The sequence below is a fragment of the Thiohalocapsa halophila genome (assembly GCF_016583825.1).
In the GTDB taxonomy this organism is placed as follows: Bacteria; Pseudomonadota; Gammaproteobacteria; order Chromatiales; family Chromatiaceae; genus Thiohalocapsa; species Thiohalocapsa halophila.
On the sequence record NZ_NRRV01000016.1, the window covers coordinates 1 to 20,568 of the forward strand.

At 69.0% G+C, this 20,568-nt stretch carries 18 protein-coding genes; 9 read left to right on the plus strand and 9 right to left on the minus strand.

Annotated elements, in window-relative coordinates:
* Positions 1-73 precede the first annotated feature (73 nt).
* The 3 genes from CKO31_RS08585 to CKO31_RS08595 all read left to right on the plus strand — a co-directional run bounded on the left by CKO31_RS08585 (position 74) and on the right by CKO31_RS08595 (position 3,508).
* Positions 74-1,492 (plus strand): PhoH family protein, encoded by a 1,419-nt coding sequence (locus CKO31_RS08585; RefSeq protein ID WP_200235950.1) that lies wholly within the window; start codon positions 74-76, stop codon positions 1,490-1,492.
* Between the two features lie 127 nt (positions 1,493-1,619).
* Positions 1,620-2,039: a DsrE family protein gene (locus tag CKO31_RS08590; protein ID WP_242475245.1), complete on the plus strand. Its 420-nt coding sequence runs from the start codon at positions 1,620-1,622 to the stop codon at positions 2,037-2,039.
* 152 nt (positions 2,040-2,191) lie between these two features.
* The gene (locus CKO31_RS08595) at positions 2,192-3,508 is read left to right on the plus strand and encodes an MFS transporter (protein WP_200235952.1); all 1,317 of its coding nucleotides are present in this window, start codon (positions 2,192-2,194) and stop codon (positions 3,506-3,508) included.
* Here CKO31_RS08595 and CKO31_RS08600 read toward each other — a convergent pair.
* From CKO31_RS08600 to CKO31_RS08640, 9 genes are all read right to left on the minus strand, one after another.
* Complete coding sequence (locus CKO31_RS08600; RefSeq protein WP_200235954.1) at positions 3,505-4,998, minus strand: sigma-54-dependent transcriptional regulator; 1,494 nt, start codon at positions 4,996-4,998, stop codon at positions 3,505-3,507. The genes CKO31_RS08595 and CKO31_RS08600 overlap by 4 nt on opposite strands.
* A 48-nt stretch (positions 4,999-5,046) precedes the next feature.
* Positions 5,047-5,595 carry a [NiFe]-hydrogenase assembly chaperone HybE gene (hybE, locus tag CKO31_RS08605; RefSeq protein ID WP_200235956.1) on the minus strand — a complete coding sequence of 183 codons (549 nt, stop codon included), beginning with the start codon at positions 5,593-5,595 and terminating at the stop codon, positions 5,047-5,049.
* The gene (locus CKO31_RS08610) at positions 5,582-5,764 is read right to left on the minus strand and encodes a rubredoxin (RefSeq protein WP_200235958.1); all 183 of its coding nucleotides are present in this window, start codon (positions 5,762-5,764) and stop codon (positions 5,582-5,584) included. The genes hybE and CKO31_RS08610 overlap by 14 nt, the downstream gene beginning before the upstream one ends.
* A complete protein-coding gene (locus CKO31_RS08615; protein ID WP_200235960.1) occupies positions 5,761-6,747 on the minus strand; it encodes a hydrogenase expression/formation protein in 987 nt (328 codons plus the stop codon). The genes CKO31_RS08610 and CKO31_RS08615 overlap by 4 nt, the downstream gene beginning before the upstream one ends.
* On the minus strand, positions 6,747-7,193 hold the full coding sequence (locus CKO31_RS08620) for a thioredoxin domain-containing protein (RefSeq protein ID WP_200235962.1): 447 nt from the start codon (positions 7,191-7,193) through the stop codon (positions 6,747-6,749). The genes CKO31_RS08615 and CKO31_RS08620 overlap by 1 nt, the downstream gene beginning before the upstream one ends.
* A 38-nt stretch (positions 7,194-7,231) precedes the next feature.
* On the minus strand, positions 7,232-7,909 hold the full coding sequence (locus CKO31_RS08625) for a HyaD/HybD family hydrogenase maturation endopeptidase (protein ID WP_200236084.1): 678 nt from the start codon (positions 7,907-7,909) through the stop codon (positions 7,232-7,234).
* Between the two features lie 47 nt (positions 7,910-7,956).
* Positions 7,957-8,685 (minus strand): Ni/Fe-hydrogenase, b-type cytochrome subunit, encoded by a 729-nt coding sequence (cybH, locus tag CKO31_RS08630; RefSeq protein ID WP_200235963.1) that lies wholly within the window; start codon positions 8,683-8,685, stop codon positions 7,957-7,959.
* Between the two features lie 275 nt (positions 8,686-8,960).
* On the minus strand, positions 8,961-10,754 hold the full coding sequence (locus CKO31_RS08635; protein WP_200235965.1) for a nickel-dependent hydrogenase large subunit: 1,794 nt from the start codon (positions 10,752-10,754) through the stop codon (positions 8,961-8,963).
* On the minus strand, positions 10,751-11,866 hold the full coding sequence (locus CKO31_RS08640) for a hydrogenase small subunit (RefSeq protein WP_200235966.1): 1,116 nt from the start codon (positions 11,864-11,866) through the stop codon (positions 10,751-10,753). The genes CKO31_RS08635 and CKO31_RS08640 overlap by 4 nt, the downstream gene beginning before the upstream one ends.
* Positions 11,867-12,197: 331 nt before the next feature.
* On the opposite strand from CKO31_RS08640, the gene CKO31_RS08645 reads away from it, so the two are divergent.
* The 6 genes from CKO31_RS08645 (at position 12,198) to CKO31_RS08665 (ending at position 20,135) form a co-directional block, all read left to right on the plus strand.
* Entirely contained in the window at positions 12,198-12,668 is a 471-nt protein-coding gene (locus CKO31_RS08645; protein ID WP_200235969.1) for a DUF2919 family protein, read from the plus strand.
* 473 nt (positions 12,669-13,141) lie between these two features.
* Positions 13,142-14,683 (plus strand): multiheme c-type cytochrome, encoded by a 1,542-nt coding sequence (locus CKO31_RS08650; protein ID WP_200235970.1) that lies wholly within the window; start codon positions 13,142-13,144, stop codon positions 14,681-14,683.
* A gap of 120 nt (positions 14,684-14,803) precedes the next feature.
* Positions 14,804-15,262 carry a tetratricopeptide repeat protein gene (locus CKO31_RS08655; RefSeq protein WP_200235972.1) on the plus strand — a complete coding sequence of 153 codons (459 nt, stop codon included), beginning with the start codon at positions 14,804-14,806 and terminating at the stop codon, positions 15,260-15,262.
* Positions 15,263-15,508: 246 nt separating this feature from the next.
* Positions 15,509-17,479: an AMP-dependent synthetase/ligase gene (locus tag CKO31_RS08660; protein WP_322789116.1), complete on the plus strand. Its 1,971-nt coding sequence runs from the start codon at positions 15,509-15,511 to the stop codon at positions 17,477-17,479.
* Positions 17,479-17,778, plus strand: coding sequence for an acyl carrier protein (locus tag CKO31_RS26770; RefSeq protein ID WP_242475246.1), 300 nt, complete (start codon positions 17,479-17,481; stop codon positions 17,776-17,778). The genes CKO31_RS08660 and CKO31_RS26770 overlap by 1 nt, the downstream gene beginning before the upstream one ends.
* Positions 17,779-17,801: 23 nt before the next feature.
* Positions 17,802-20,135: an AMP-binding protein gene (locus tag CKO31_RS08665; protein ID WP_242475247.1), complete on the plus strand. Its 2,334-nt coding sequence runs from the start codon at positions 17,802-17,804 to the stop codon at positions 20,133-20,135.
* The last annotated feature ends 433 nt before the right edge of the window (positions 20,136-20,568 follow it).

A 20,568-nucleotide genomic window follows, 5' to 3' on the forward strand; every position in this document is an offset into this window, starting at 1 on the left:
CTCCCCACCGAGGCCGGCGCCGCAATGGTGCCGGCCCCCGCAACCCGCCGCAGCCACGGTGCCGCCGCCGCTCATGATCAAGCGCGAGAACGACAAGCCCTGTCTCTTCGTCCTGGACACCAACGTGCTGATGCACGACCCGACCTCGATCTTCCGCTTCAAGGAGCACGACATCTTCCTCCCCATGGTGGTGCTCGAGGAGTTGGACGCAGCGAAGAAGGGCGTCTCCGAGGTCGCCCGCAACGTACGTCAAGTGAGCCGCTTCCTGGACCAGCTGATGCAGGACGCGGACAAGGCCGAGATCGACGCCGGCCTGCCGATCCAGCCCTTCGGCGATTACGGCACCGGCTTCACGGAGCCGCCGGCGGGGCGGCTCTTCTTCCAGACCGAGCCCCTTTCCGAGCATGTCGACACGGTGCTGCCTGGCACCACCGCCGACAACGAGATCCTGGCCACCGCCCTGTCGCTGCAGGCGCGTCGCGCCGAGCACACCGTCGTCATCGTCTCCAAGGACATCAACCTGCGCATCAAGGCGGCGGTGCTGGGGCTGCCGGCTGAGGACTACTCCAACGACCGGGTGCTGGACGACGTCGACCTGCTGTATACGGGCATGGCAGCACTGTCGGACGACTTCTGGGAGCACCATGCCAAGGAAGTCGATGCCTGGCAGGAAGCGGGGCGCACCTACTACCGGGTCAAAGGCCCGGACGTGGCCGAGTGGTACGTCAGCCAATGCCTGTACATGGAGCAGGACGAGAGCTTCGAGGCCATGGTGCGCGAGCGCCGCGGCGAGACCGAGGCCATCATCGAGCTGGTGGACGACTACCGTGTGCAGCGCCACAACGTCTGGGGCATCTCGGCACGCAATCGCGAGCAGAACTTCGCACTCAACATGCTCATGGACCCAGAGCTCGACTTCGTCACCCTGCTCGGCACCGCCGGCACCGGCAAGACCCTGCTGGCGCTCGCCGCCGGCTTGGCGCAGGTGCTGGATCGCAACATCTACCGCGAGATCATCATGACCCGGGTGACGGTGCCCGTAGGCGAGGACATCGGTTTTTTGCCCGGCACCGAGGAAGAGAAGATGACCCCCTGGATGGGCGCGCTGATGGACAACATGGAGGTGCTGACCCAAACCGAAGGCGGCGACTGGGGCCGCGCGGCCACCAATGACCTGCTGCGCTCGCGGGTGCGCATCCAGTCGCTCAACTTCATGCGCGGGCGCACCTTCCTGCACAAGTACATCATCCTGGACGAGGCGCAGAATCTGACCGCCAAGCAGATGAAGACGCTCATCACCCGCGCCGGCCCGGGGACCAAGATCGTCTGCCTCGGCAACATCGCCCAAATCGATACGCCCTACCTCACCGAAACCACGTCCGGGCTCACCTACGTGGTGGACCGCTTCAAGGACTGGCAGCACAGCGGCCACATTACGCTGGTCCGCGGCGAGCGCTCGCGACTCGCGGATTTCGCCTCGGACAGTCTCTGAGCCCGCGGATGCTGCGCTTGCGCACGGCAAGCCCCATAATCCACGACCAGGGCCGCGGCACCGCCGCCGCGGGCACCCTCCGGACCCTGCGGGTCCGGGTCACCACCAACACTCGAGGATGATGCACATGCGCATTCTGCTGCTCAGCCTGCTGCTGGCCTTTACCCTAGGACCGGTCGCCGCCCTGGCCGGCGACAAGCCCAAGGTCGTCTACCACGTCGCCGACGAGGACAAAGTCAGCTTCGCGCTCAACAACATCAAGAACCACCTCGCTGGCGTCGGCGGCGGCGACAACATCGAGATCGTCCTGGTCTCCCACGGCCCGGCGGTGAAGCGCTTCAACGACATCGAGGCCGTGGATCGGGTGCGCAACGGCATCGCCGAGCTGCAGGAGCAGGGTGTCACTTTCGAGGCCTGCGCCAACACCTTGGAAGCCCTGGGCTTGGCCCCGGATGAGCTGCTGCCCGGCTTCAAGATCGCCGAGGAAGGCGGCGTCACCCGCATCACCGAGCTCCAGGGCCAAGGCTACGCCTATATTCGCCCCTGACGACGCAAGCGCCCGGGCCGCAAGCGCCGGCACAAGCTGCCCCATCCAGCGCGGTCGACCAGCTCGCTGCAAGGCGGTCCGCGCCAACCTTTCGGCTCCCCGGGCTCGGCATGCGCCGCAGCCACGTCATCCGCCCCACAGCAAGGTCACCCATGCACGATGCGACCCAGTACAGAATCGGCCCTGTCGTGCTCGCGGCCGGTGTCAGCCGGCGCAACGGCTACACCTTTCTGTTGTCGGCCTTCCTGTCCATCGGCCTGATGACCTTCATCACCGCTGGTCAGACATACATCCTCAACGCCCATCTGGGCGTCGCCGAGTCGGTCCAGGGCACCATCACCGGTGACTTGGTCCTGTTGACGGAGATCATCACGCTGCTGCTGTTCATACCGGCCGGCGTCCTGATCGACCGCATCAGCCGCCGCGGCGTGTTCGCCGTCGGCTTTCTGATGCTCGGCGCGACCTACCTGGTCTATCCGCTGGCCCCATCCGTGGAATGGCTGTTCGCCTTTCGCGTGATCTATGCCCTCGGCGTGGTCGCGGTCGCTGGCGCCTTGTCAACGGTATTGGTGGACTACCCCATCGAGCGCTGCCGCGGCAAGCTGGTGGCCATGGTCGGCGTGCTGAGCGGCCTCGGCGTGGTGGTGATGAACCAAGGCTTCGGCTCCCTGCCGGAGGCCCTAACCATGCAGGGCGTGGAGCCCGTGGATGCCGGCCGACTGACCCACTTTGCGGTGGCCGGCCTCTGCGTGCTGGGGGCGCTGGCGGTCCGCGTCGGGCTTCGGGCCGGGGTACCAGTGCATCGCGAGGAGCGCCCGACGGTTCGAACCCTGTTCCTCAGCGGCTTTGCGCAGGCCCGTAACCCGCGCGTGCTGCTCGCCTATGCTGCGGCATTCGTCGCCCGCGGCGACCAATCCATCAACGCCGCCTTCCTGATCCTCTGGGGCACGCTGGCCGGGCGCGCCGCCGGCATGAGCAACGCGGAGGCGGTGATGAACGGCACCTTCATCTTCGTCATCGCGCAGATCGCGGCGCTGCTCTGGGCACCGGTGATGGGGCCGATCCTCGATCGCATGGACCGCGTAACCGGACTCGCCATCTGCATGGTGCTGGCGGCCGTCGGCAACCTTGCCCTGATGCTGCTCGAGGATCCCTATGGCGACTATCGGCTGGTCTTCTTCATCCTGCAGGGCATCGGCCAGATCAGCGTATTCCTGGCCGCGCAGTCGCTGATTGGCCAGGAGGCGCCTGAAAATCAACGCGGCTCCGTGCTCGGCGCCTTCAACATTTCCGGCGCCGTCGGCATCCTGCTCATTACCGCAGTGGGCGGGCGATTGTTTGACGCCGTCGACCCGCGTGCGCCCTTCGTCGTGGTGGGCGGCATCAACATCCTGCTCTTCTTCGCGAGCCTCTACGTGCGCCTGCGGGCCGCACCCAGGCCGATAGCAGCGGCGGCACCGGCCGGCTAGCTGTCGCCGCTGACGGGCGGCTTGGCGACGTCACCGTCGGCGAGGTCCAGCCCGTAGCGCGCCAGCTTGTTGCGCAACCCGACGCGGGAGAGCCCCAGCTCCGTTGCCGCACGGCTCTTGTTCCAGCCGCAGCGAGTCAGCGTCTCGGACAGAATCCCCGCCTCCAGCGCTTCCACACGCTCTTTCAAGGTCGCATCGCCGGCGGGCAGCGCATCCGCCACCGAGGCCCGCGCCAGCACCCGCGCACTCAACAACTGCGGGCCGAGCTCCGGGCCGCCGTCGCTCAGCACCACCATGCGCTGAAGCTCGCTGCGCAGCTCGCGGACGTTGCCAGGCCAGTGGTAGCGGTTGAGCAGGGCCAGGGCCTCCGTCGACAGCCGCTGCAGCGGCGTGCCGAAGGCGCGGGCGGCCTCGCGCAGCAGGCGCTCGCAGATGGGTCCTAAATCCCCGGGACGGCGGCGCAGCGGCGGCAGGTGCAGGGTCACGCCAGCCAAGCGATAATAAAGATCGTGGCGGAAGCTGCCGGCGAGCATGGCCGCTTCCAGGTCTTTGTTGGTGGCGGCGACCACGCGCACGTCCACCCGCTTGCGCTGCTCGCTGCCGATGGGCCGGATCTCGCCCTCCTGCAGCACCCGCAGCAGCTTCACCTGGAAGGCCGCCGAGACATCGCCGATCTCGTCCAGGAAGACCGTGCCGCCGTCGGCCTGCTCGAACAGCCCGACGTGGTCGGCGATGGCACCGGTGAAGGCGCCCTTGCGGTGGCCGAACAGCTCGCTCTCCAGGAGCTGATCCGGCAGCGCCCCGCAGTTTTCGGCGACAAAGGGCTGGAGTGCGCGCAGGCTGCTCTCGTGCAGGGCGCGGGCGAATAGCTCCTTGCCGGTGCCGGACTCGCCGGTGAGCAGCACCGGGATGTCATAGGGTGCGATGCGCGCCAGCTGATCGCAGATGGGCTCCAGCGGGCTGTCCGGCCCGCGCACGACGGCATCCAGACACCAGTTGCGCTGGCGCCGATCCCAGGGGTCCGGCGTCAGATCGCCTGTATGCACCGCGCCGGGATGGCGCTGGGCGAGCACACGCGCGTGCTCGCGGCGCAGACGCGAGAACCGGCAGGCGTTGGTGACCGTCAGCAGCAGGTTGTCCGGGTGGAAGGGCCGAGGCAGGTACTGAAAGAGGCCGGCGCGGCCGATGCCGGCGGCGACGGCGTCCACGTCGGCGTTGGGCGTCACCAGGACCCGCAGCAGGTCCGGCCAGCGCTCGCGCACCGCGGCCAGCAGCTCCAGACCGCTGCGGTCCGGCAGGCGCTGCTCGGCCACTACCACCTGCACCCCGCCGGCGGCGAGCATATCCTCGGCCGCGGCGGCGCTGGCGGCGCGGCGCAGCGGGAAATGGCGCTCCAGCGGGGTGGTCAGCGATGCAGTGGCGGCCGTGTGCGGCTCCACCACCAGCACGGTGGAGGGGGTCTCGGTGAGGGGTGTCGGCGCGGCAGGCATGATCAAAGAGACCACACCGCCTGTGGTGGGTTCAAGCGCAACAGTGCCTCAGCGCCGCCGAAAGGTCCCGCGCAGGAGATCGCGCCGGCTCATGCCGCCATCGCGCTGGACCTCCGCAGCGGCGCTGCCCGCCCCCGGGCTCGGTGCGGCGCCGGGCGCGGAGGGCTCGAAGAGCTCGGTCATGACCTCCAGCCCCGTGGCCTCCGCGGCCGCTTGATCGGCGAAGGCGTGCATCGGCGAAAACAGCGAGCAGGTAGCCATGGCGCCGACACCGTCAACGTCGGAGGCGGTGAGCTCGAAGCGCCCGGCCGGGAAGTCCAGCAGTCGGGTGGTGCCCCCGGCGTCCTGGGCCAGCGCCGAGCCCGCCGCAGGCACCAGCACCAGGTTCATGCACCAGGGCGTCACCAGCACGCCGAGCCAATGCCCCTGCCACCGGCGCCCGCCCACCACGGCCACCTCCAGATCCGGATGCAGGATGGGCAGGCCCGCCATGCGCTCGCGGTGGATGCGCCGGAAGGCCTCGGCGAGCCGCTCTGCGGTGTGCGCGGCGTCCCCGCCCGGCGTCGCGTCCCGGGCTGCCGGCTCAGTCGAGGACAAGAAACAGCTCCTTGGCCGCGTCGCATTGCGGGCAGCGCCAGTCCGCCGGCAGGTCGCTGAAGGGCGTGCCCGGCGGCACTTGGCCCAGCTCGTCGCCCTCGGCGGGGTCGTAGACGTGCCAGCAGATGCGGCACTCCAGGCGCGTGCCGGCAGTCACGTCCTCATTCATGCCGCCGCCTCCGTCAGGGCCGTCAGGATCTCGCGCAGGCGCTCGGCGCTGTCGTCGAGGTCTTCCTGGGCGGCGAGCACCGCCGCGGGCACAGGCGTGACTTCCAGGGTATTGAGGATCAGCTTGTCGTCGCTGTTGAAATACTGCACCCACCAGACGTCGCGCAGTCCGGTGGCCGTGACCCGGCAGTTGCCGTAGCCGCGGGAGAGCATGCTCACCGGGCCGCGGCCGAGGCTGTCGCCGAGGCACTCGAGGTCCTGCTCGCTCTGGGGCAGCAGGGTGAGATTAACCACATGGGCCGGCAGCCGGGGCGCGGGACCATCGAAGCCAGGCGTGCCGTCGGTCGCCGCCGAGCCGTCCGCAGGCTCGCCGAGACCGGCGCGCAGCTCCACCTGCTCCAGCAGCTCCGCCAAGACGCCGGGGGCGTTCATCACTCCCGCCGGCAGTGGCTCCGGCAGGCTCACGTCGTCCGCAGCGGCGGCGAACGCGTGTGCACTCACGAAGCCCGGCACGGCGGCGACCTCCAGCACGTCGCGCCAACGGCCGCCGGTGGCATCAGGGGCGCCGCGCACCCGCCAGACACCGGCGAGTCGGGTCTCCTGCGCCTCCATGTCAGCGGCGGCGTCGAGTCCGGGTGTGGTGGCGTCCGCAGCCCGGCGGCGGATGCTCACCTCGCCCTCGCCGAGGCTGTCCGTCACCAGCTGCAGATCCAGCGGCGGCAGTGCGCTCAGGTCGATCACCTGCGGCAGCGCGCCGACCCGATAATGGGTCAGGTGCAGCTGCAGGGTGCGCAGGGCGCCCAGGCCGGCGGCGCAGGCGGCGGCGTCCTCCGGCTCCGGCAGCATTGGCTGGCGGTAGGTGTGCATGGCGCCCGGCATGCTGAGGTATTGGAGCTCGGCGCCGTCGGCCTCCTCGGGCTGGCTGCCGGGCCCCACGCCGCCGGCGAGGATGGGTCTCGCGAGCAGGTCGTCCGGCCCGGCCATCAGCGGCAGCCTCCGCCCGGATGTACACCGCTCGTCTCCTCGGCGGCCACAGGGATGCCCACGCCGGGGGCTCGGCTCCGCGCCGCGGCCAGCAGGACATCCAGCTCCCGCAGATAGTCGTCCCAGTCGCGCATACGCTCGATGCTGCCGACATAGGCGTCGCCGCGCAACAGCACCAGCGCCGGCCAGCGCTGGCAGCCGAAGCGCGCATGCACCGCGCGCTCGGCCTCGGGTGCCACCAGGGCCGCGTGCAGTCGCCCCGGAAACGCCCGCAGCAGCTCCGGCAGCACCACGGCGACATCCAGCGCCTCCGGCACCTTCACTGGGTCACCGGCCAGGAACAGCAGGTTGTGCCGGCCGGGCCGCAGGAAGAAGTCCAAATCGTCGGCCTGCAACAGCGGCAGGCGGTGGATCTCGATGAGGGCGGCGATGGGGGGTGCAGTCATGGCGTCGGAACCTCCGTAATGGGCACGGCGATGTACATTCAGCAGCCCTCCCCGCGCCGACCCATGCGGCTCAGCACGCGGGCGTCGCCGCTGCGGCAGGCGCGCTCGGGCGGCGGCCGGCCGGCCTCGTAGGCGCCGAGATCGAGGGCCGGGTGCGGCTGGTGGTCCGCGTCCGTCGCGCTGGGGGCACCGGCGGCGGCTGCCGGCTCGGCCGACGCCACGGGCGCGATGCCCAAGCCGCCGAGATACTCGAGCGCTAGGGCGATGGCGGGCGCTATCTGTGCCTTCACACAGGGCCGGAGGCTGCCGCCGAAGTCCTCCAGGGCCTGCGGCTGCACGCCCACCAGCAGCAGGTGCGCCGGGCTGCCGCCGAGGAGGTCCGCCAGCGCCAGCACCTCCTGGAAGCCCGTCTGGTGCAGGCTCATCTTCTTGGCGCCGAGGAAGCTCGGCACGGCGTCGCCCTCCACCCGTTTCAGGGTGCCGGGCGGCAGGCCGTAGTCGACGGCGTCGAAGACCACCAGCACGTCGGCCGCGCGCACCTGATCCACCAGGTACAGGCCCTGGGTACCGCCGTCGAGCAGCGTCACGTTGTCGGCAAAGCGATGGCGTGCCGCCATGGCCTCCACACAGCGCACGCCGAAGCCCTCATCGGCCCAGAGAATGTTGCCGATCCCCAGGACCAGCACCCGCAGCTCGGCATCCTGCACGGCTCCCATCGTGGCGGCCTCCTCGCCCCTAGCCCCTAGCGCCTCGCCCCGCTCTTTCATGGCCGGTCGTCCTTGAACATGCGCCAACCGCTGATCATGGTGCTGATCAGGCTCTGGCGGGACATGACATCCTCGCGGATGGCCGTATACACATGCAGCATCACAAAGACGACGATGACCCACATGCCCCAGTGGTGCCAGATGCGCACGTCCTGGCTCTGCCCCACCAGCGGAATCAACCAGCCGAACCATTGATCCTGCCAGCTGCCGAGACCGGTCTGCTCGGCATAGAGCGCGAAGCCCGTCACCATCATGACGAGACCGCCGACGGTGATGATGACCACCATGAACAGGTGCGCCAGCGGGTTGTGGCCATAGTACTTGCGCGGCTCGCGCTCCTTGAAGGCGTACCAGCGCACCTCGTGCCACAGCTCTTCCCAGAAGCCCTTGCGCCAGAACGGCAGCGTGAAGAGCTGCTTCGCATAGCTGTTGCCGGCGATGGCCCAGTAGATCCGGAAGATGAAGGCTACGGCGAAGACATAGGCCGCCGCGAAATGGAAGAAGCGGATGTAGCCCATCACGAAGTGATCGCTCGCCTCCCCGGGCAGGCTCGGCAGCGGATTCGCGATAAGCCAGCCGGTGATGGCGAGGATGGTAATGGACAGGGCATTGACCCAGTGCCAGACACGCAGCGGCGCCTGATAGACATAGACCGCAGTGCGCCGCCGCACCGGGATATCCCGGCGGCGCTTTTCGCGGAGGAGGTCTTCGGTGGTGGTACTCATGAGTTGTCGGTTTTCGCATTCATCGGCGTTGGAGCGACCGGAAGTAGAGACTGGTTAGGCATGCTTTCTTGAAAAGTGCGAAGTGCGCGGTGCGCAGTGCGGTGGAGCGCGACGCCAGGCGCGATATGCCAAGTGCCGCCGCGCGCGGGGGCGCTTCAAGGTGCGGGATGCATACGAGCAGTGCGCATCCGCACTTCGCACCCTCTTCCCGCACCGCGCACTGCGCACCCTCCTCCCGCACTGCGCACTTCCCCACCCGCACTGCGCACCTTCCCCTACCTCACCTTCACCCGCGCCATCTCCCCCCCATCCGGCCCCATCACATGCGTCGAGCAGGCGAGACAGGGATCGAAGCTGTGCAGGGTGCGCAGGATCTCCAGCGGCTCGTCGGCCTTGGCCACAGGCGTGTTCATCAGCGCCGCCTCGAAGGCGCCGATGTTGCCGGCCGGGTCCCTTGGGGACCCGTTCCAGGTGGTGGGCACCACGGCCTGATAGTTCTCGATCTTGCCCTTCTCGATGACGATCCAATGCCCCAGCGCACCGCGGGGCGCCTCGCAAAAGCCGACGCCCTTGGCGCGCTTGGGCCAGGTGCGCGGCTCCCATTTGTCGATGTTGGCGGTGGCCGTGTCGCCGGCCTTGATTCTCGCGACCAGCTTGTCCTGGAAGTAGCGCATCTTGTGCGCGGCCCAGCTCGCCTCGAGCCCGCGGGCGGCGGTGCGCCCGAGGGTCGAGAAGAGCGCCTCGACGGGCAGGTCTAGGTCCTTGAGCAGCTTGTCCACCGGCTCCTTGAACTCCGGATTGCCTTGGGCATAGCCGATGATGTAGCGGGCCAGCGGACCGACCTCCATGGCATGGCCCCGCCAGCGCGGCGCCTTGATCCAAGAGTACTTGGCCGCCTCGTCCAGGGCCTCGATGTGGGTGGAGCTGCCCTTGGCGTTCGGTCCGAGGACGTAGTTTGGTTCCGTGACGCCGTCCCAAGGGTGCAGGCCCTTGGACTCGTCCTTGTAGCGGAACCAGGCGTGGTCGACGAATTCCTGAATCTCCTCGGGGTCGCGCAGGTCCACGTCGTGGATGGTGGTCAGGTCGCCGTTGACGATGGCGCCCCGCGGCAGCAGCAGATTGTCCGCGGCATTGTCGTTGGCGTGGTCCGGGATGTCGCCGTAGGACAGCACCGACTGACCGCTCAAGCCCCCGCCGTAGGTCCAGTCCTTGTAGAAGGCGGCAATGGTGAGGAGGTCGGGGATGTAGACTCGGTCGATGAAATCGATGGTGCGGTCGATGATGGAGCTGACCAGATTCAGGCGCTCCATGTTCACGGCGCCCACCGCCCCGACACCGTCGACGTTGATGGCACAGGGCATGCCGCCCACGAGCCAGTTCGGGTGCGGGTTCTTGCCGCCGTAGACGGTGTGGATCTTGACGATCTCCTTCTGGAAGTCCAGTGCCTCCAGGTAATGCGCCACCGCCATCAGGTTGGCCTCCGGCGGCAGCTTGTAGGCCGGGTTGCCCCAGTAGCCGTTCATAAAAGGCCCGAGCTGGCCAGACTCCACGAAGCGCTTGATGCGGGTTTGGATGTCCCGGAAATACCCCGGGGACGACATGGGCCAGCTACTGATGGACTGCGCCAGCGTCGAGGTGATCTTGGGGTCCGCCTTGAGCGAGGCGATCACGTCCACCCAGTCCAGGGCGTGCAAGTGGTAGAAGTGCACCAGGTGGTCGTGCGCCTGCAGCGTGAGCTGCATGATGTTGCGGATGGAATTGGCGTTCTCCGGGATCTCGATACCCACCGCGTCCTCCACCGCGCGCACGCTGGCCAGCGCATGGGTGCCGGTGCAAACACCGCAGATCCGCTCGGTAAAGGCCCAGGCATCGCGCGGGTCGCGGCCGTGCAGGATCACCTCCAGCCCGCGCCACATGGTGCCGGTGGATACCGCATTGCGGATGACATTGTTGTCGTCCAGATTCACCTCGCAGCGCATGTGCCCCTCGATGCGGGTGACGGGGTCGACGACGACGCGCTTACCACCGTTGTCGAGCTGAAAGCCGTTGGGGGTCGTGGACACGGTCATTGCTGCTCACCTGCGCTGTCATGGGCCTCGGCGGACTCGGGCCGCTTCTGCTTGATCTTGTGCACCGCGCTGTAGGCGGCATGGGCGCCGATGGCGGCGCCGACGGCGCCGACCGCGGCGAGCCCGACCTTGTCGGCATTCGCCTCGACGCCGAACACGTGCGTGTCCGTGGTGTGCTGGTAGAAGCTGCCCTTGTCCCAGAAGCCGTCCTCGGAGCAGCCGATGCAGCCGTGGCCGGACTGGATCGGAAAGGAGACCCCGTTGTTCCAGCGCACCGTGGAGCAGGCGTTGTAGGTGGTCGGGCCCTTGCAGCCGACCTTGTAGAGGCAGTAGCCCTTGCGCGCGGCCTCGTCGTCCCAGGACTCCACGAACTGGCCGGCATCGAAGTGCGGCCGGCGGTAACACTTGTCGTGGATGCGCTGGCCGTAGAACATGGTCGGGCGGCCCTGGCGGTCCAGCTCCGGGATGCGCTCGAAGGTGAGCATGTAGGTCAGCACGCCGGTCATCACCTCGGCGATGGGCGGGCAGCCCGGCACCTTGATGATGGGCTTGTCGTGGATGACCTGGTGGATGGGCGTCGCGCGGGTGGGATTGGGCCGCGCCGCCTGCACGCAGCCCCAGGAGGCACAGCTGCCCCAGGAGATGATGGCCTTGCAGTCCTTGGCCACCTCCCGCAGCTGATCGACGAAGGGCCGGCCGCCGATGATGCAGCTCATGCCCTCCTGGTTGAGCGGCGGGTTGCCCTCCACCGCCAGGATATAGTTGCCCTTGTACTTGTGCGTGATCTCTTCCAGGATCGCCTCCGCCTGATGGCCGGCGGAGGCCATGATCAGGTCGTCGTAGTCCAGCGAGATCATGGACAGCACCACGTCCGACACCAACGGGTGGGCGCTGCGGATGAAGGACTCGGAGCAGCAGGTGCACTCCAGTCCATGCAGCCAGAGCACCGGCGTGCGCGGCTTGGTCTCCATGGCATGGGCAATCTTGCCGGCAAAGCTCGGCGCGAGCCCCAGCGCCGTCGCCGTCAGCGAGCAGAATTTGACAAAGCTGCGCCGGGAGATGCCTTGGCGGCGCATGACATCGTAGAAGGTCTCGGGTGTGGATCTGGGCATGGGTCTGGTGATCCCCGGTTGGCGGTCATGCGCACCGGCGCCCGCCCGACAGCCCGGCGACGGGATGGATGCGCGCATTGTTGTTCCGCCAAGTGCAGCACAGACCGGGCCAGGTTTTGCATCATGAGCCTGACCAACGCCTTAGGATTGCATTGTTGCGCTGCATCAATCTCAGGGTGCAAAGTGCCTTTGCAGTGCCCACCGGATATCGGAAAGACAATGCCCACCCGCAAAGCCCGCAATGGGCACCAGCCAATCCTTGCCCCAACTAGGGAAACGCCGGCGGGAGCACCCGCGGGCGCAACCGCCGTCGGATAGGCCGTAACCAGCCGTGCAGCTCCGTCACGACCCAAGCCGCTACGACGAGCACCTGACCCTGAAGGTGCCGCTCGCGCTCTGGCTGGTGCTCGCCTTCCTGCTCCGGCACATCCTGTTGCTCGGCATCACCTTCATGCCCACCACCGGCGAAGAGATCACGGCCCTGCGAGACCTGATCCGCCCCGCCTACCTCGCCGCCGACCTGCTGGCACTCCCCGTCGCCGTCGCCGCCGCCCGCCGCCGGCCTCGGGCGCCGGAGTGGATGCGCCGGCTCTGGCCCCACGGCCGAGCGCTGCTGACGGCATCCGCCCTGCTCTACTTGACGCTGCTGGCGACACAGGTGGCCACATCCGGCCGGTCGCTGATCAACGCCGTGGACGAGGCGGTACTGATCTCGGCGCTGCTCAATGTCGCGGTCGTCACCTACCTGTGGCGCTCGGTGCTGGTGCGGGACGTGTTTCGAGAGTTTCCGGCGCGGGCCTAACGGTGCTGGACAGATGCGCGAGGTACCTGGGGCGCCGATGCCCTCGTGAACCCGGTGCTGGACCCGGTCTCCGGCCAGCTCGAGCTCAAGCTTACGGGCCTCTTCCAGCAGCCGCAGCTCGACGCCGCATCGTCCAGCAGCGCGTGCTGAGCCGGCTCCTCACCGCCAACCGCCGCGCGGAATGAGCGTTGCCCCAATTTCGTATACCGTCACCGTATCTCGGCGCTCCTGGGGGGCGCTGCATCGGCCGCCGACTTCAGCGACGGCGGTTCCCGCCGGATTATTGATACTTGTCAATGCGTGGTGCGTTTAGGGGCACCGCGGTGGCGGTCTTGAGGCGGCTCAAGGTTGACGGGCTGTCCCCGTTCGAGACTCGCAGGCCCCGATGGGACGGCCAGCGCCGGCGGCGCTACCGGCCGGCCGCCTGCCGCCCATTGCAGGGGTCAGTGTCACCAACGTCCGAGGATAGCGAGATGAAGAATTCCAGCCGCGGTGCGCTTGCGCTGCCGCCCCCGGTCCTGCGCAAGACCCTGCACGCACTCCGCACGCTGCCGGTGCTGGCGCTGCTGCTCCTGTTCGCCGCCCAGGTGCATGCGGTGCGCCCGGCGGGCCAGCCCGGCGTGGACTGGGGCGACCCGAAAGGCCAGGAGTGCGTCGACTGCCACATGAGCGAGAACCCGGGCCTGTACTGGGAGTGGAACCACAGCCAGCACGGCCAGAACGGCGTCACCTGTCTGGACTGCCACGAGGCGAAGGAAGGCGAGATCGACGCTTGGCGCCACGAGGACACCTATGTGTCCATCGTCGTCACGCCCAAGGACTGCTCCAAGTGCCACGAGAAGGAGTTCGAGGAGATGGACGGCTCCCACCACGCCAAGGGCGGGCAGATCTTGGGATCGCTGGACAACCTGCTGGGCGAGGTGGTCGGCGGCCCGGCGGCGGTCAACGCCGGCTGCAAGCAGTGCCACGGCAGCAAGCTGGAATTCGTCACCGAGGGCAGCCGCAGGGACAAGGGCCGCCCCAAGCCCGGCACTTGGCCGAATACGGGCATCGGGCGCATCAACCCGGACGGGTCCTTGGGCTCCTGCACGGCCTGCCACGGGCGCCATCGCTTCAGCAAGGCCCAGGCGCGCACGCCGGACACCTGCGGCAAGTGCCACGTCGGCCCGGACCATCCGCAGATCGAGGTCTACAACGAGTCCAAGCACGGCATCATTTACCGCGCCAAGGTGGACGAGATGAACATGGAGTCGGACAAGTGGGTCGCCGGGATCGACTACACCGCCGCCCCCACCTGCGCCACCTGCCACATGAGCGCCGCCCCCAACGAGTCCAGCACACACAACGTCGGCGAGCGGATTTCGTGGACGCTCAGGCCGCCCATTTCCACCAAGATCAACCTGGTCAAGCTCGAAGACGGCAACGAGTTCGACGTGCCGGAAGGCGAGGAGATCCCGGCCGTCGGCGACGAGGCTCGCGGCTCCACGGTGGTCGAAGTGCTCACCTGGGAGGACCGCCGCAAGAAGATGGAGGACGTCTGCTACGCCTGCCACGAGCAGAGCGTCATCGACGGCCACTACAAGCAGTTCGACGACGTGGTGGTGCTCTACAACGAGAAGTTCGCCAAGCCCATCGCGGCCATCATGGGCAAGCTCAAGGACGGCGGCTACATCACCAGCTCGCCCTTCGACGACAAGATCGAGTGGACCTGGTGGGAGATCTGGCACCACGAGGGCCGGCGTGCCCGCCACGGCGCCAGCATGAGCGGCCCGGACTACACCTGGTGGCACGGCATCTACGACGTCGCCAAGCACACCTATTTCAAGTGGATCCCGGAGCTGAAGGAGACCGTCATGAAGAAGGACGGCAACGAGGAATATGCCGTCGCCCTGCTCGAGGAGCACTTCAAGCCCATCGAAGGCCACGATTGGTACTTCAGCGGCATGGGCAAGGAGCAGATCGAGAAGGTGCGCGCGGCCTTCGAGAAGCGCTATGGTGAAGGGGCGCTGAAGTAGGGGGTGCACGTGGGAGCGGCGTCCTCGCCGCGACGGGCAGTTGCCAGCGCCCTGGAAGTCTTCGCGGCAGGGATGCCGCTCCCACGGGCAAGCCCCAATCCTCGCCATCCGGAGGACAAGATGCTAAGTACACTGAGAATCGTCACGGCCCTCACCGTCGCCTTGCTCACGGCGGCCTTGGCCGCAGAGGCCGAGGCCGCCACCACAGCCGAGCTCATCAGCCGCGGTGAGAGCCAGCTCGCCGAGCAGGATGTCGACGCCGCCATCGCCACACTGCATCAGGCCGTCGCGGCCGACCCGAGCTCCACCGTCGCCCATACCCGCCTCGGCGGCGCCTATCTGCTGGGTCAGCGCTATACCGAAGCCATCGACCAATTCCAGCAGGCCATCGCCATCGACGACGAGAACGCCGCCGCCTTCATCGGCATCGGCATGGCCTACCTGCACGGCGGCCAGAGCGGTCCGGCCAAGGCCGCCTTCGCCGAAGCCAAGCGTCTAAACCCAGCCAAGGCGCAGGAGCTGGACGCCCTGATGCGCCGCATCGAGCAGACCGGCGCGCCCGCCAATCCCCATCATTGACCGCCCGACGACCGGTCCGTCCCCGCGGACTGCGCCCGCCGCCACCGGCTCGCCCCGAGACCGCGGCCGACCGACCATTCCGCCGCTCACAGTGACCGCGCGTCGAGCGCCGGCTGCGACCCGCTCGGCAAGACCCGCCGCCGGCCCGTCGCCGCCGGGCCGCGTCCTATACTCCAATCAGGTGTGAATCCTGCCGCGCAGCTCGGGTGGCCCGCCCGATCCGCGGCGCGGCACGCGGAGGTCGCGGTGAAGACGACGGTCCTGGAAGTCCGGTTCGGTGCAGCGGACGACGCCCCGGCGGTCGGGGATGCGGGTGCGGCCGCCGCGCTTCGGCCGGCGACGACGAGCCCACCCCACCGGCCCATCCCGGCGGATACCGCGCGCACCCTCGCCGGCCTCTTCGCGCAGCGCGTCGACCGCACCCCCAACGCCACGGCCTATCGCGAGTTTGCAGATGGTGCCTGGCGCGATCACAGTTGGGCGGCCATGGCGCGGGCGGTGTCGCGCTGGCGCACCGGCCTTGCCGGCGAGCATCTGGCGCCCGGAGAGCGCGTCGCCCTGAGCATCCCGAACGGCGTCGACTGGGTGTGCTTCGATCAGGCGGCGCTGGCGCTGGGGCTGGTGACCGTCCCCCTCTACACCACCGACAGCCCGGGCAATATGGCGCACATCCTCGCCGACTCCGGCGCGCGGCTGCTGTTGCTTGACCGCGACGAGCAATGGACGGCCCTGCTGGAGCACGGCACCCCGCTGCCGGCGCTGAAGCGCGTGTTGTGCCGCCAACGCGCGGGGTCCTGCCAGGAGCCTCGCTTGCAGGCCGTCCATGACTGGCTGCCGGAGCGCTCCGACGGCGACGCGGCACCCTATGCCGCCACCGCCGTGGACGCCGCCGACGGCCCGCCCGACCATGCCGACGCGGACCCCGACGCCACGGCCACGCTGGTCTACACCTCCGGCACCACGGGTCCGCCCAAGGGCGTGATGCTTTCGCACCGCAACATCCTCACCAATGCCGAGGCCGTCCTCCAGCGCATCCCCGCGCGGCCGACGGATGTCTTTTTGTCCTTCCTACCCCTGGCCCATGCCTTCGAGCGGACCGTGGGCTACTACCTGCCCATGATGTCCGGCTGCGCCGTGGCCTATGCCCGCTCCATCGAGCAGTTGCGCGAGGACCTGCTCAGCGTGCAGCCGACCGTGCTGCTCTCGGTGCCGCGGGTGTACGACAAGATCTACCTCGCCATCCAGGACAAGCTCGGTCGCTTCGGCATCAAGCGCCTGCTCTTCGACGCTACCGTGGCGCTTGGCTGGCGGCGCTTCCAGGCGGCGCAGGGCCGCCGGCGGCCCCCGGGTCCGCTCGGGCGGCTGCTCTGGGCGCTCCTGCGTCCGCTGGTGGCGGCGCCGGTATTGAACCGCCTCGGCGGGCGCCTGCGGGTGGCCGTGAGCGGCGGTGCGCCCCTGTCCGCGACCGTGGCCAGGTTCTTCGTCGGCCTCGGCCTGCCGCTCACCGAGGGCTACGGCCTCACGGAGGCGGGCCCCGTGGTGACCAACGTGGAGCTGGAGCGCTTCCGCCCCGGCTGCGTCGGCCTGCCGCTGCCCGGCGTGGCGCTGCGGCTCGGCCCGCAGCAGGAGATCTTCGTGCGCGGGCCCAATGTCACCAAGGGCTACTGGGGCCAGCCCGAGGCCACGGCGGCGGCCATCGATGCCGACGGCTGGCTGCACACCGGCGACGTCGGCGAGATCGACGCCGAAGGCTATGTGCGTATCCGCGGGCGGCTCAAGGAGATCATCGTCACCTCCACGGGCGAGAAGGTGCCGCCGACGGACATGGAGGCGGCGCTCACCATGGAGCCGCTGTTCGACCAAGCCATGGTCGTGGGCGAAGGCCGCCCGTATCTCACCGCCGTGCTGGTGCTGGCCGACAAGCCCTGGCGGCAGCTCGCGGCCAAGCTGGGGCACGACGCCGATGATCCGGCGGCCCTCGCAGACCCCTTCGTGCTCTCCGCCGCGCAGGCGAAAGTGGACGACCGGCTGCGGGACTTTCCGCATCACGCCCAGGTGCACGGCCTGCACCTGACCCGCACACCCTGGACCATCGACAACGGCCTCCTCACGCCCACCATGAAGCTCAAGCGTGACGCCCTCATGGGCAGGCTCGGCACCGCCATCGAGGCGCTCTACCGCCACCCGCGGCCCGAGCGCGCCAAGCCCGCCCACTGATGCCCGCACCGACCCGGCCCCGGACGGCAGCCCGCGCCCCGCAACGCGCGGAATCAGACGGGACGCCGCCGGCGACGCCGGCGCAGGACACCGGCCAACTGCTGGACATCCTCCGGCAGCTGGCCCGGGACTCCGGCCTCGACCTGCCGGCGGACGCCGTCACCCTGGACACCCGGCTGGAGGCGGACCTGGGGCTCGACAGCCTCGGGCGCTCGGAGCTCATCGCCCGCGTCGAGCGTGGCCTGGGCCGACGGCTGCCGGACGAGGCCCTGCTGGCGCCGACCCGGCGGCGGGCCTGACGCCCGGCCAGCGCGTCGCGCTGATGCTGCCCACGGGCATCGACTACTTCACCGGCTTCTTCGGCGTGCTGCTGGCCGGGGGCGTGCCCGTGCCCATCTACCCGCCGGCGCGAGCAGAGCAGTTGGAGGATCATCTCCGCCGCCACGCCGGCATCCTCGCCAACGCTAGGGCCGTGCTGCTGCTGACGGTGCCCGCCGCGCGCATGGTCGCGCGGCTGCTGCGGGCCTGGGTGCCGTCGCTGCGGGCGGTGCTGACGCCGGCGGACCTGGCCGATGCCGCGCCCATCGCCGCGCCGGTCCCACGGCGCCCCGAGGACATCGCCTTCCTGCAATACACCTCCGGCAGCACCGGGCAACCGAAGGGCGTGGTGCTGACCCATGCCGATCTGCTGGCCAACATCCGCGCCATGTGCGAGGCCATTGCCGCGAGCCCGGACGACGTCTTCGTGAGCTGGCTGCCCCTGTACCACGACATGGGGCTCATCGGCGCCTGGCTCGGCAGCCTCTACTTCGGCGTGCCCCTGGTCTCCCTGTCACCGCTCGCCTTCCTGGCGCGGCCGCTGCGGTGGCTCCAGGCGATTCACCGCCACGGCGGCACCCTGTCGGCCGCGCCCAACTTCGCCTACGAGCTGTGCCTGAAGCGCATCCATGACGACGAGCTCAAAGGCCTGGACTTGAGCTGCTGGCGCCGCGCCCTGAACGGCGCCGAGCCCGTGAGCCCCGAGACCCTGACGCGCTTCGCCGAGCGCTTCGGCCACTGCGGGCTGAGGCGCGACGCCCTGGCGCCGGTCTATGGCCTCGCCGAGGCCGCCGTCGGCCTCACCTTTCCGCCCGCCACCCGCGGGCCCGCCATCGACTGCATCGACCGCGAGCGCTTCGCCACGGCCGGCCGCGCGCTGCCGGTGCCCTGCGACGCTCCGGCCGCCAAGCCCGTGGTGAGCTGCGGGCGGGCGCTGCCGGGCTATCGGCTGCGCATCGTCGACGGCCAGGGCCGCGCATTACCGGAGCGCCGGGAGGGCCGAGTCTGGTTCCAGGGGCCGTCCGCCACCCAGGGCTACTTCCACAACCCCGAAGCCACCGCGAGCCTGATTCACGTGGTCGATGCCGAGCAGGGGCGCGGGCAAGGAAGTGGCCAGGAGGTCGAGCGCTGGCACGACACCGGCGACCGCGGCTACATCGCAGACGGCGAGCTGCACCTCACCGGCCGGGTCAAGGACATGATCATCCGCGGCGGCCGCAATCTCTACCCCTACGAGCTGGAGCAGGCCATCGGCGAGCTGCCCGGCGTGCGCAAGGGCTGCGTCGTCGCCTTCGCAGCGCCCGATCCGCAGCGCGGCAGCGAGCGGCTAGTGCTGGTGGCTGAGACCCGCGAGCGCGACCCGACCAAGCGCGCCGCGCTGCAGCGCCGGGTGCGCGAGCGCGCCAGCGAGGTGCTCGGCCTGCCGCCGGAGGAGATCCTGCTCGCCCCGCCGCGGGCCATCCCCAAGACCTCCAGCGGCAAGCTCCGCCGCGGCAGCGCCCGGGAGCGCTGGGTCGCCGGCACGCTCACCGCGGGTACACCCAGGCCCGCCTGGCAGCTGCTCCGGGTGGGCGCCGCCGGCCTCCGTAACCAGGCCCTGCGCTTCGCCCGGCGGCTGCCGGACCTGGCTTTTGCGGGCTACGCCTGGTTGCTCTTCGCCCTCCTCGCACCGCCCTGCTGGCTCGGCATGGTCGCAGCACCGACCTTGGCGATGCGGTGGTGGCTCGCGCGCACCGGCGTGAGCCTGCTGCGCCGGCTCTGCCTGGTGCCCATCGCCATGCGGGGCCGCGAGCACATTCCGCCGCCGGGCCAGCCCTTCGTGCTGGTCTCCAACCACCAGAGCTATCTGGACGTGGGCCTGCTGATCCAGGCGATAGATCCGATCCGCCACCCCGTCGTCTTCATCGCCGCCGAGCGCCTGCGCAAGAACCCCGCCATCCGCTGGCCTATGCAGCGCCTGGACAGCCTGTTCGTCGAGCGTTTCGATCTGCTGCGCGGGGCCGACGAGATGCGCCGCTTCCAAGCCATCCTGGCCCGCGGCCGCCCCCTCGGCTTCTTCGCCGAGGGAACCTTCCGCGCCCAGCCGGGCCTGCTCCCGTTCCGCATGGGCGCCTTCATCGCCGCCGCCGGCGCCGGTGTACCCGTGCTGCCGGTGGCCATCGCCGGCAGCCGCCCCCTCTACCCCGGCGAGACCTTCTTCCCGCACTGGGGGCGGGTCGCGGTGACCATCGGCCCACCGCTGGAGCCGGCCGGCGACGACTGGCAGGCGGCGGTGCAGCTGCGCGATGCAGCCCGGGACTTCATCGGCGAGCACGCCGGCGAGCCGCCTGTGGGCTGACCATCGTGTCGCAATGCTCGCGCAGGAGCTTCGCAGCGTCTAACATCGCGCGCATCTTCACCATCCAGCTCATCGCGATTTAGCCGTCGCAGATTGCCCATCCATTGAAGCACGTCGCCCCCAATAGCGCACGCCGAGCTGGGCTATACTCTTCAGCGCCCAAATAAGCGCACTCTTTGCGCGAGCTAACTCACAACGGTTACCCCAAGACCGATCATTCCGTAAACCACTCGCACACAAGATGACACGGGAGGCAGAGTGACTGACGATACGATTACGCTTCAGATCAAGCATCCATGGACAATGATGCCACTAAAGAACGCTGGCGAATGGATTGATGCGATCTCACGATCCTTGCAGCCCACAGACCCATTCTACGGGAAACAGCTCTTCGTATCTGCGTTGCATGAGCTAGAGCCACTGCTATTGGTGG

Coding starts and splice junctions, on each gene's coding strand:
- CKO31_RS08600 (WP_200235954.1), bottom strand. CDS start 4,998: ATGCCTGCCGCGCCGACACCCCTCACCGAGACCCCCTCCACCGTGCTG.
- CKO31_RS08590 (WP_242475245.1), top strand. CDS start 1,620: ATGCGCATTCTGCTGCTCAGCCTGCTGCTGGCCTTTACCCTAGGACCG.
- CKO31_RS08610 (WP_200235958.1), bottom strand. CDS start 5,764: ATGAATGAGGACGTGACTGCCGGCACGCGCCTGGAGTGCCGCATCTGC.
- CKO31_RS08625 (WP_200236084.1), bottom strand. CDS start 7,909: ATGGGAGCCGTGCAGGATGCCGAGCTGCGGGTGCTGGTCCTGGGGATC.
- cybH (WP_200235963.1), bottom strand. CDS start 8,685: ATGAGTACCACCACCGAAGACCTCCTCCGCGAAAAGCGCCGCCGGGAT.
- CKO31_RS08665 (WP_242475247.1), top strand. CDS start 17,802: ATGCTGCCCACGGGCATCGACTACTTCACCGGCTTCTTCGGCGTGCTG.
- CKO31_RS08655 (WP_200235972.1), top strand. CDS start 14,804: ATGCTAAGTACACTGAGAATCGTCACGGCCCTCACCGTCGCCTTGCTC.
- CKO31_RS08650 (WP_200235970.1), top strand. CDS start 13,142: ATGAAGAATTCCAGCCGCGGTGCGCTTGCGCTGCCGCCCCCGGTCCTG.
- CKO31_RS08585 (WP_200235950.1), top strand. CDS start 74: ATGATCAAGCGCGAGAACGACAAGCCCTGTCTCTTCGTCCTGGACACC.
- CKO31_RS08620 (WP_200235962.1), bottom strand. CDS start 7,193: ATGACTGCACCCCCCATCGCCGCCCTCATCGAGATCCACCGCCTGCCG.
- CKO31_RS26770 (WP_242475246.1), top strand. CDS start 17,479: ATGCCCGCACCGACCCGGCCCCGGACGGCAGCCCGCGCCCCGCAACGC.
- CKO31_RS08615 (WP_200235960.1), bottom strand. CDS start 6,747: ATGGCCGGGCCGGACGACCTGCTCGCGAGACCCATCCTCGCCGGCGGC.
- CKO31_RS08635 (WP_200235965.1), bottom strand. CDS start 10,754: ATGACCGTGTCCACGACCCCCAACGGCTTTCAGCTCGACAACGGTGGT.
- CKO31_RS08640 (WP_200235966.1), bottom strand. CDS start 11,866: ATGCCCAGATCCACACCCGAGACCTTCTACGATGTCATGCGCCGCCAA.
- CKO31_RS08595 (WP_200235952.1), top strand. CDS start 2,192: ATGCACGATGCGACCCAGTACAGAATCGGCCCTGTCGTGCTCGCGGCC.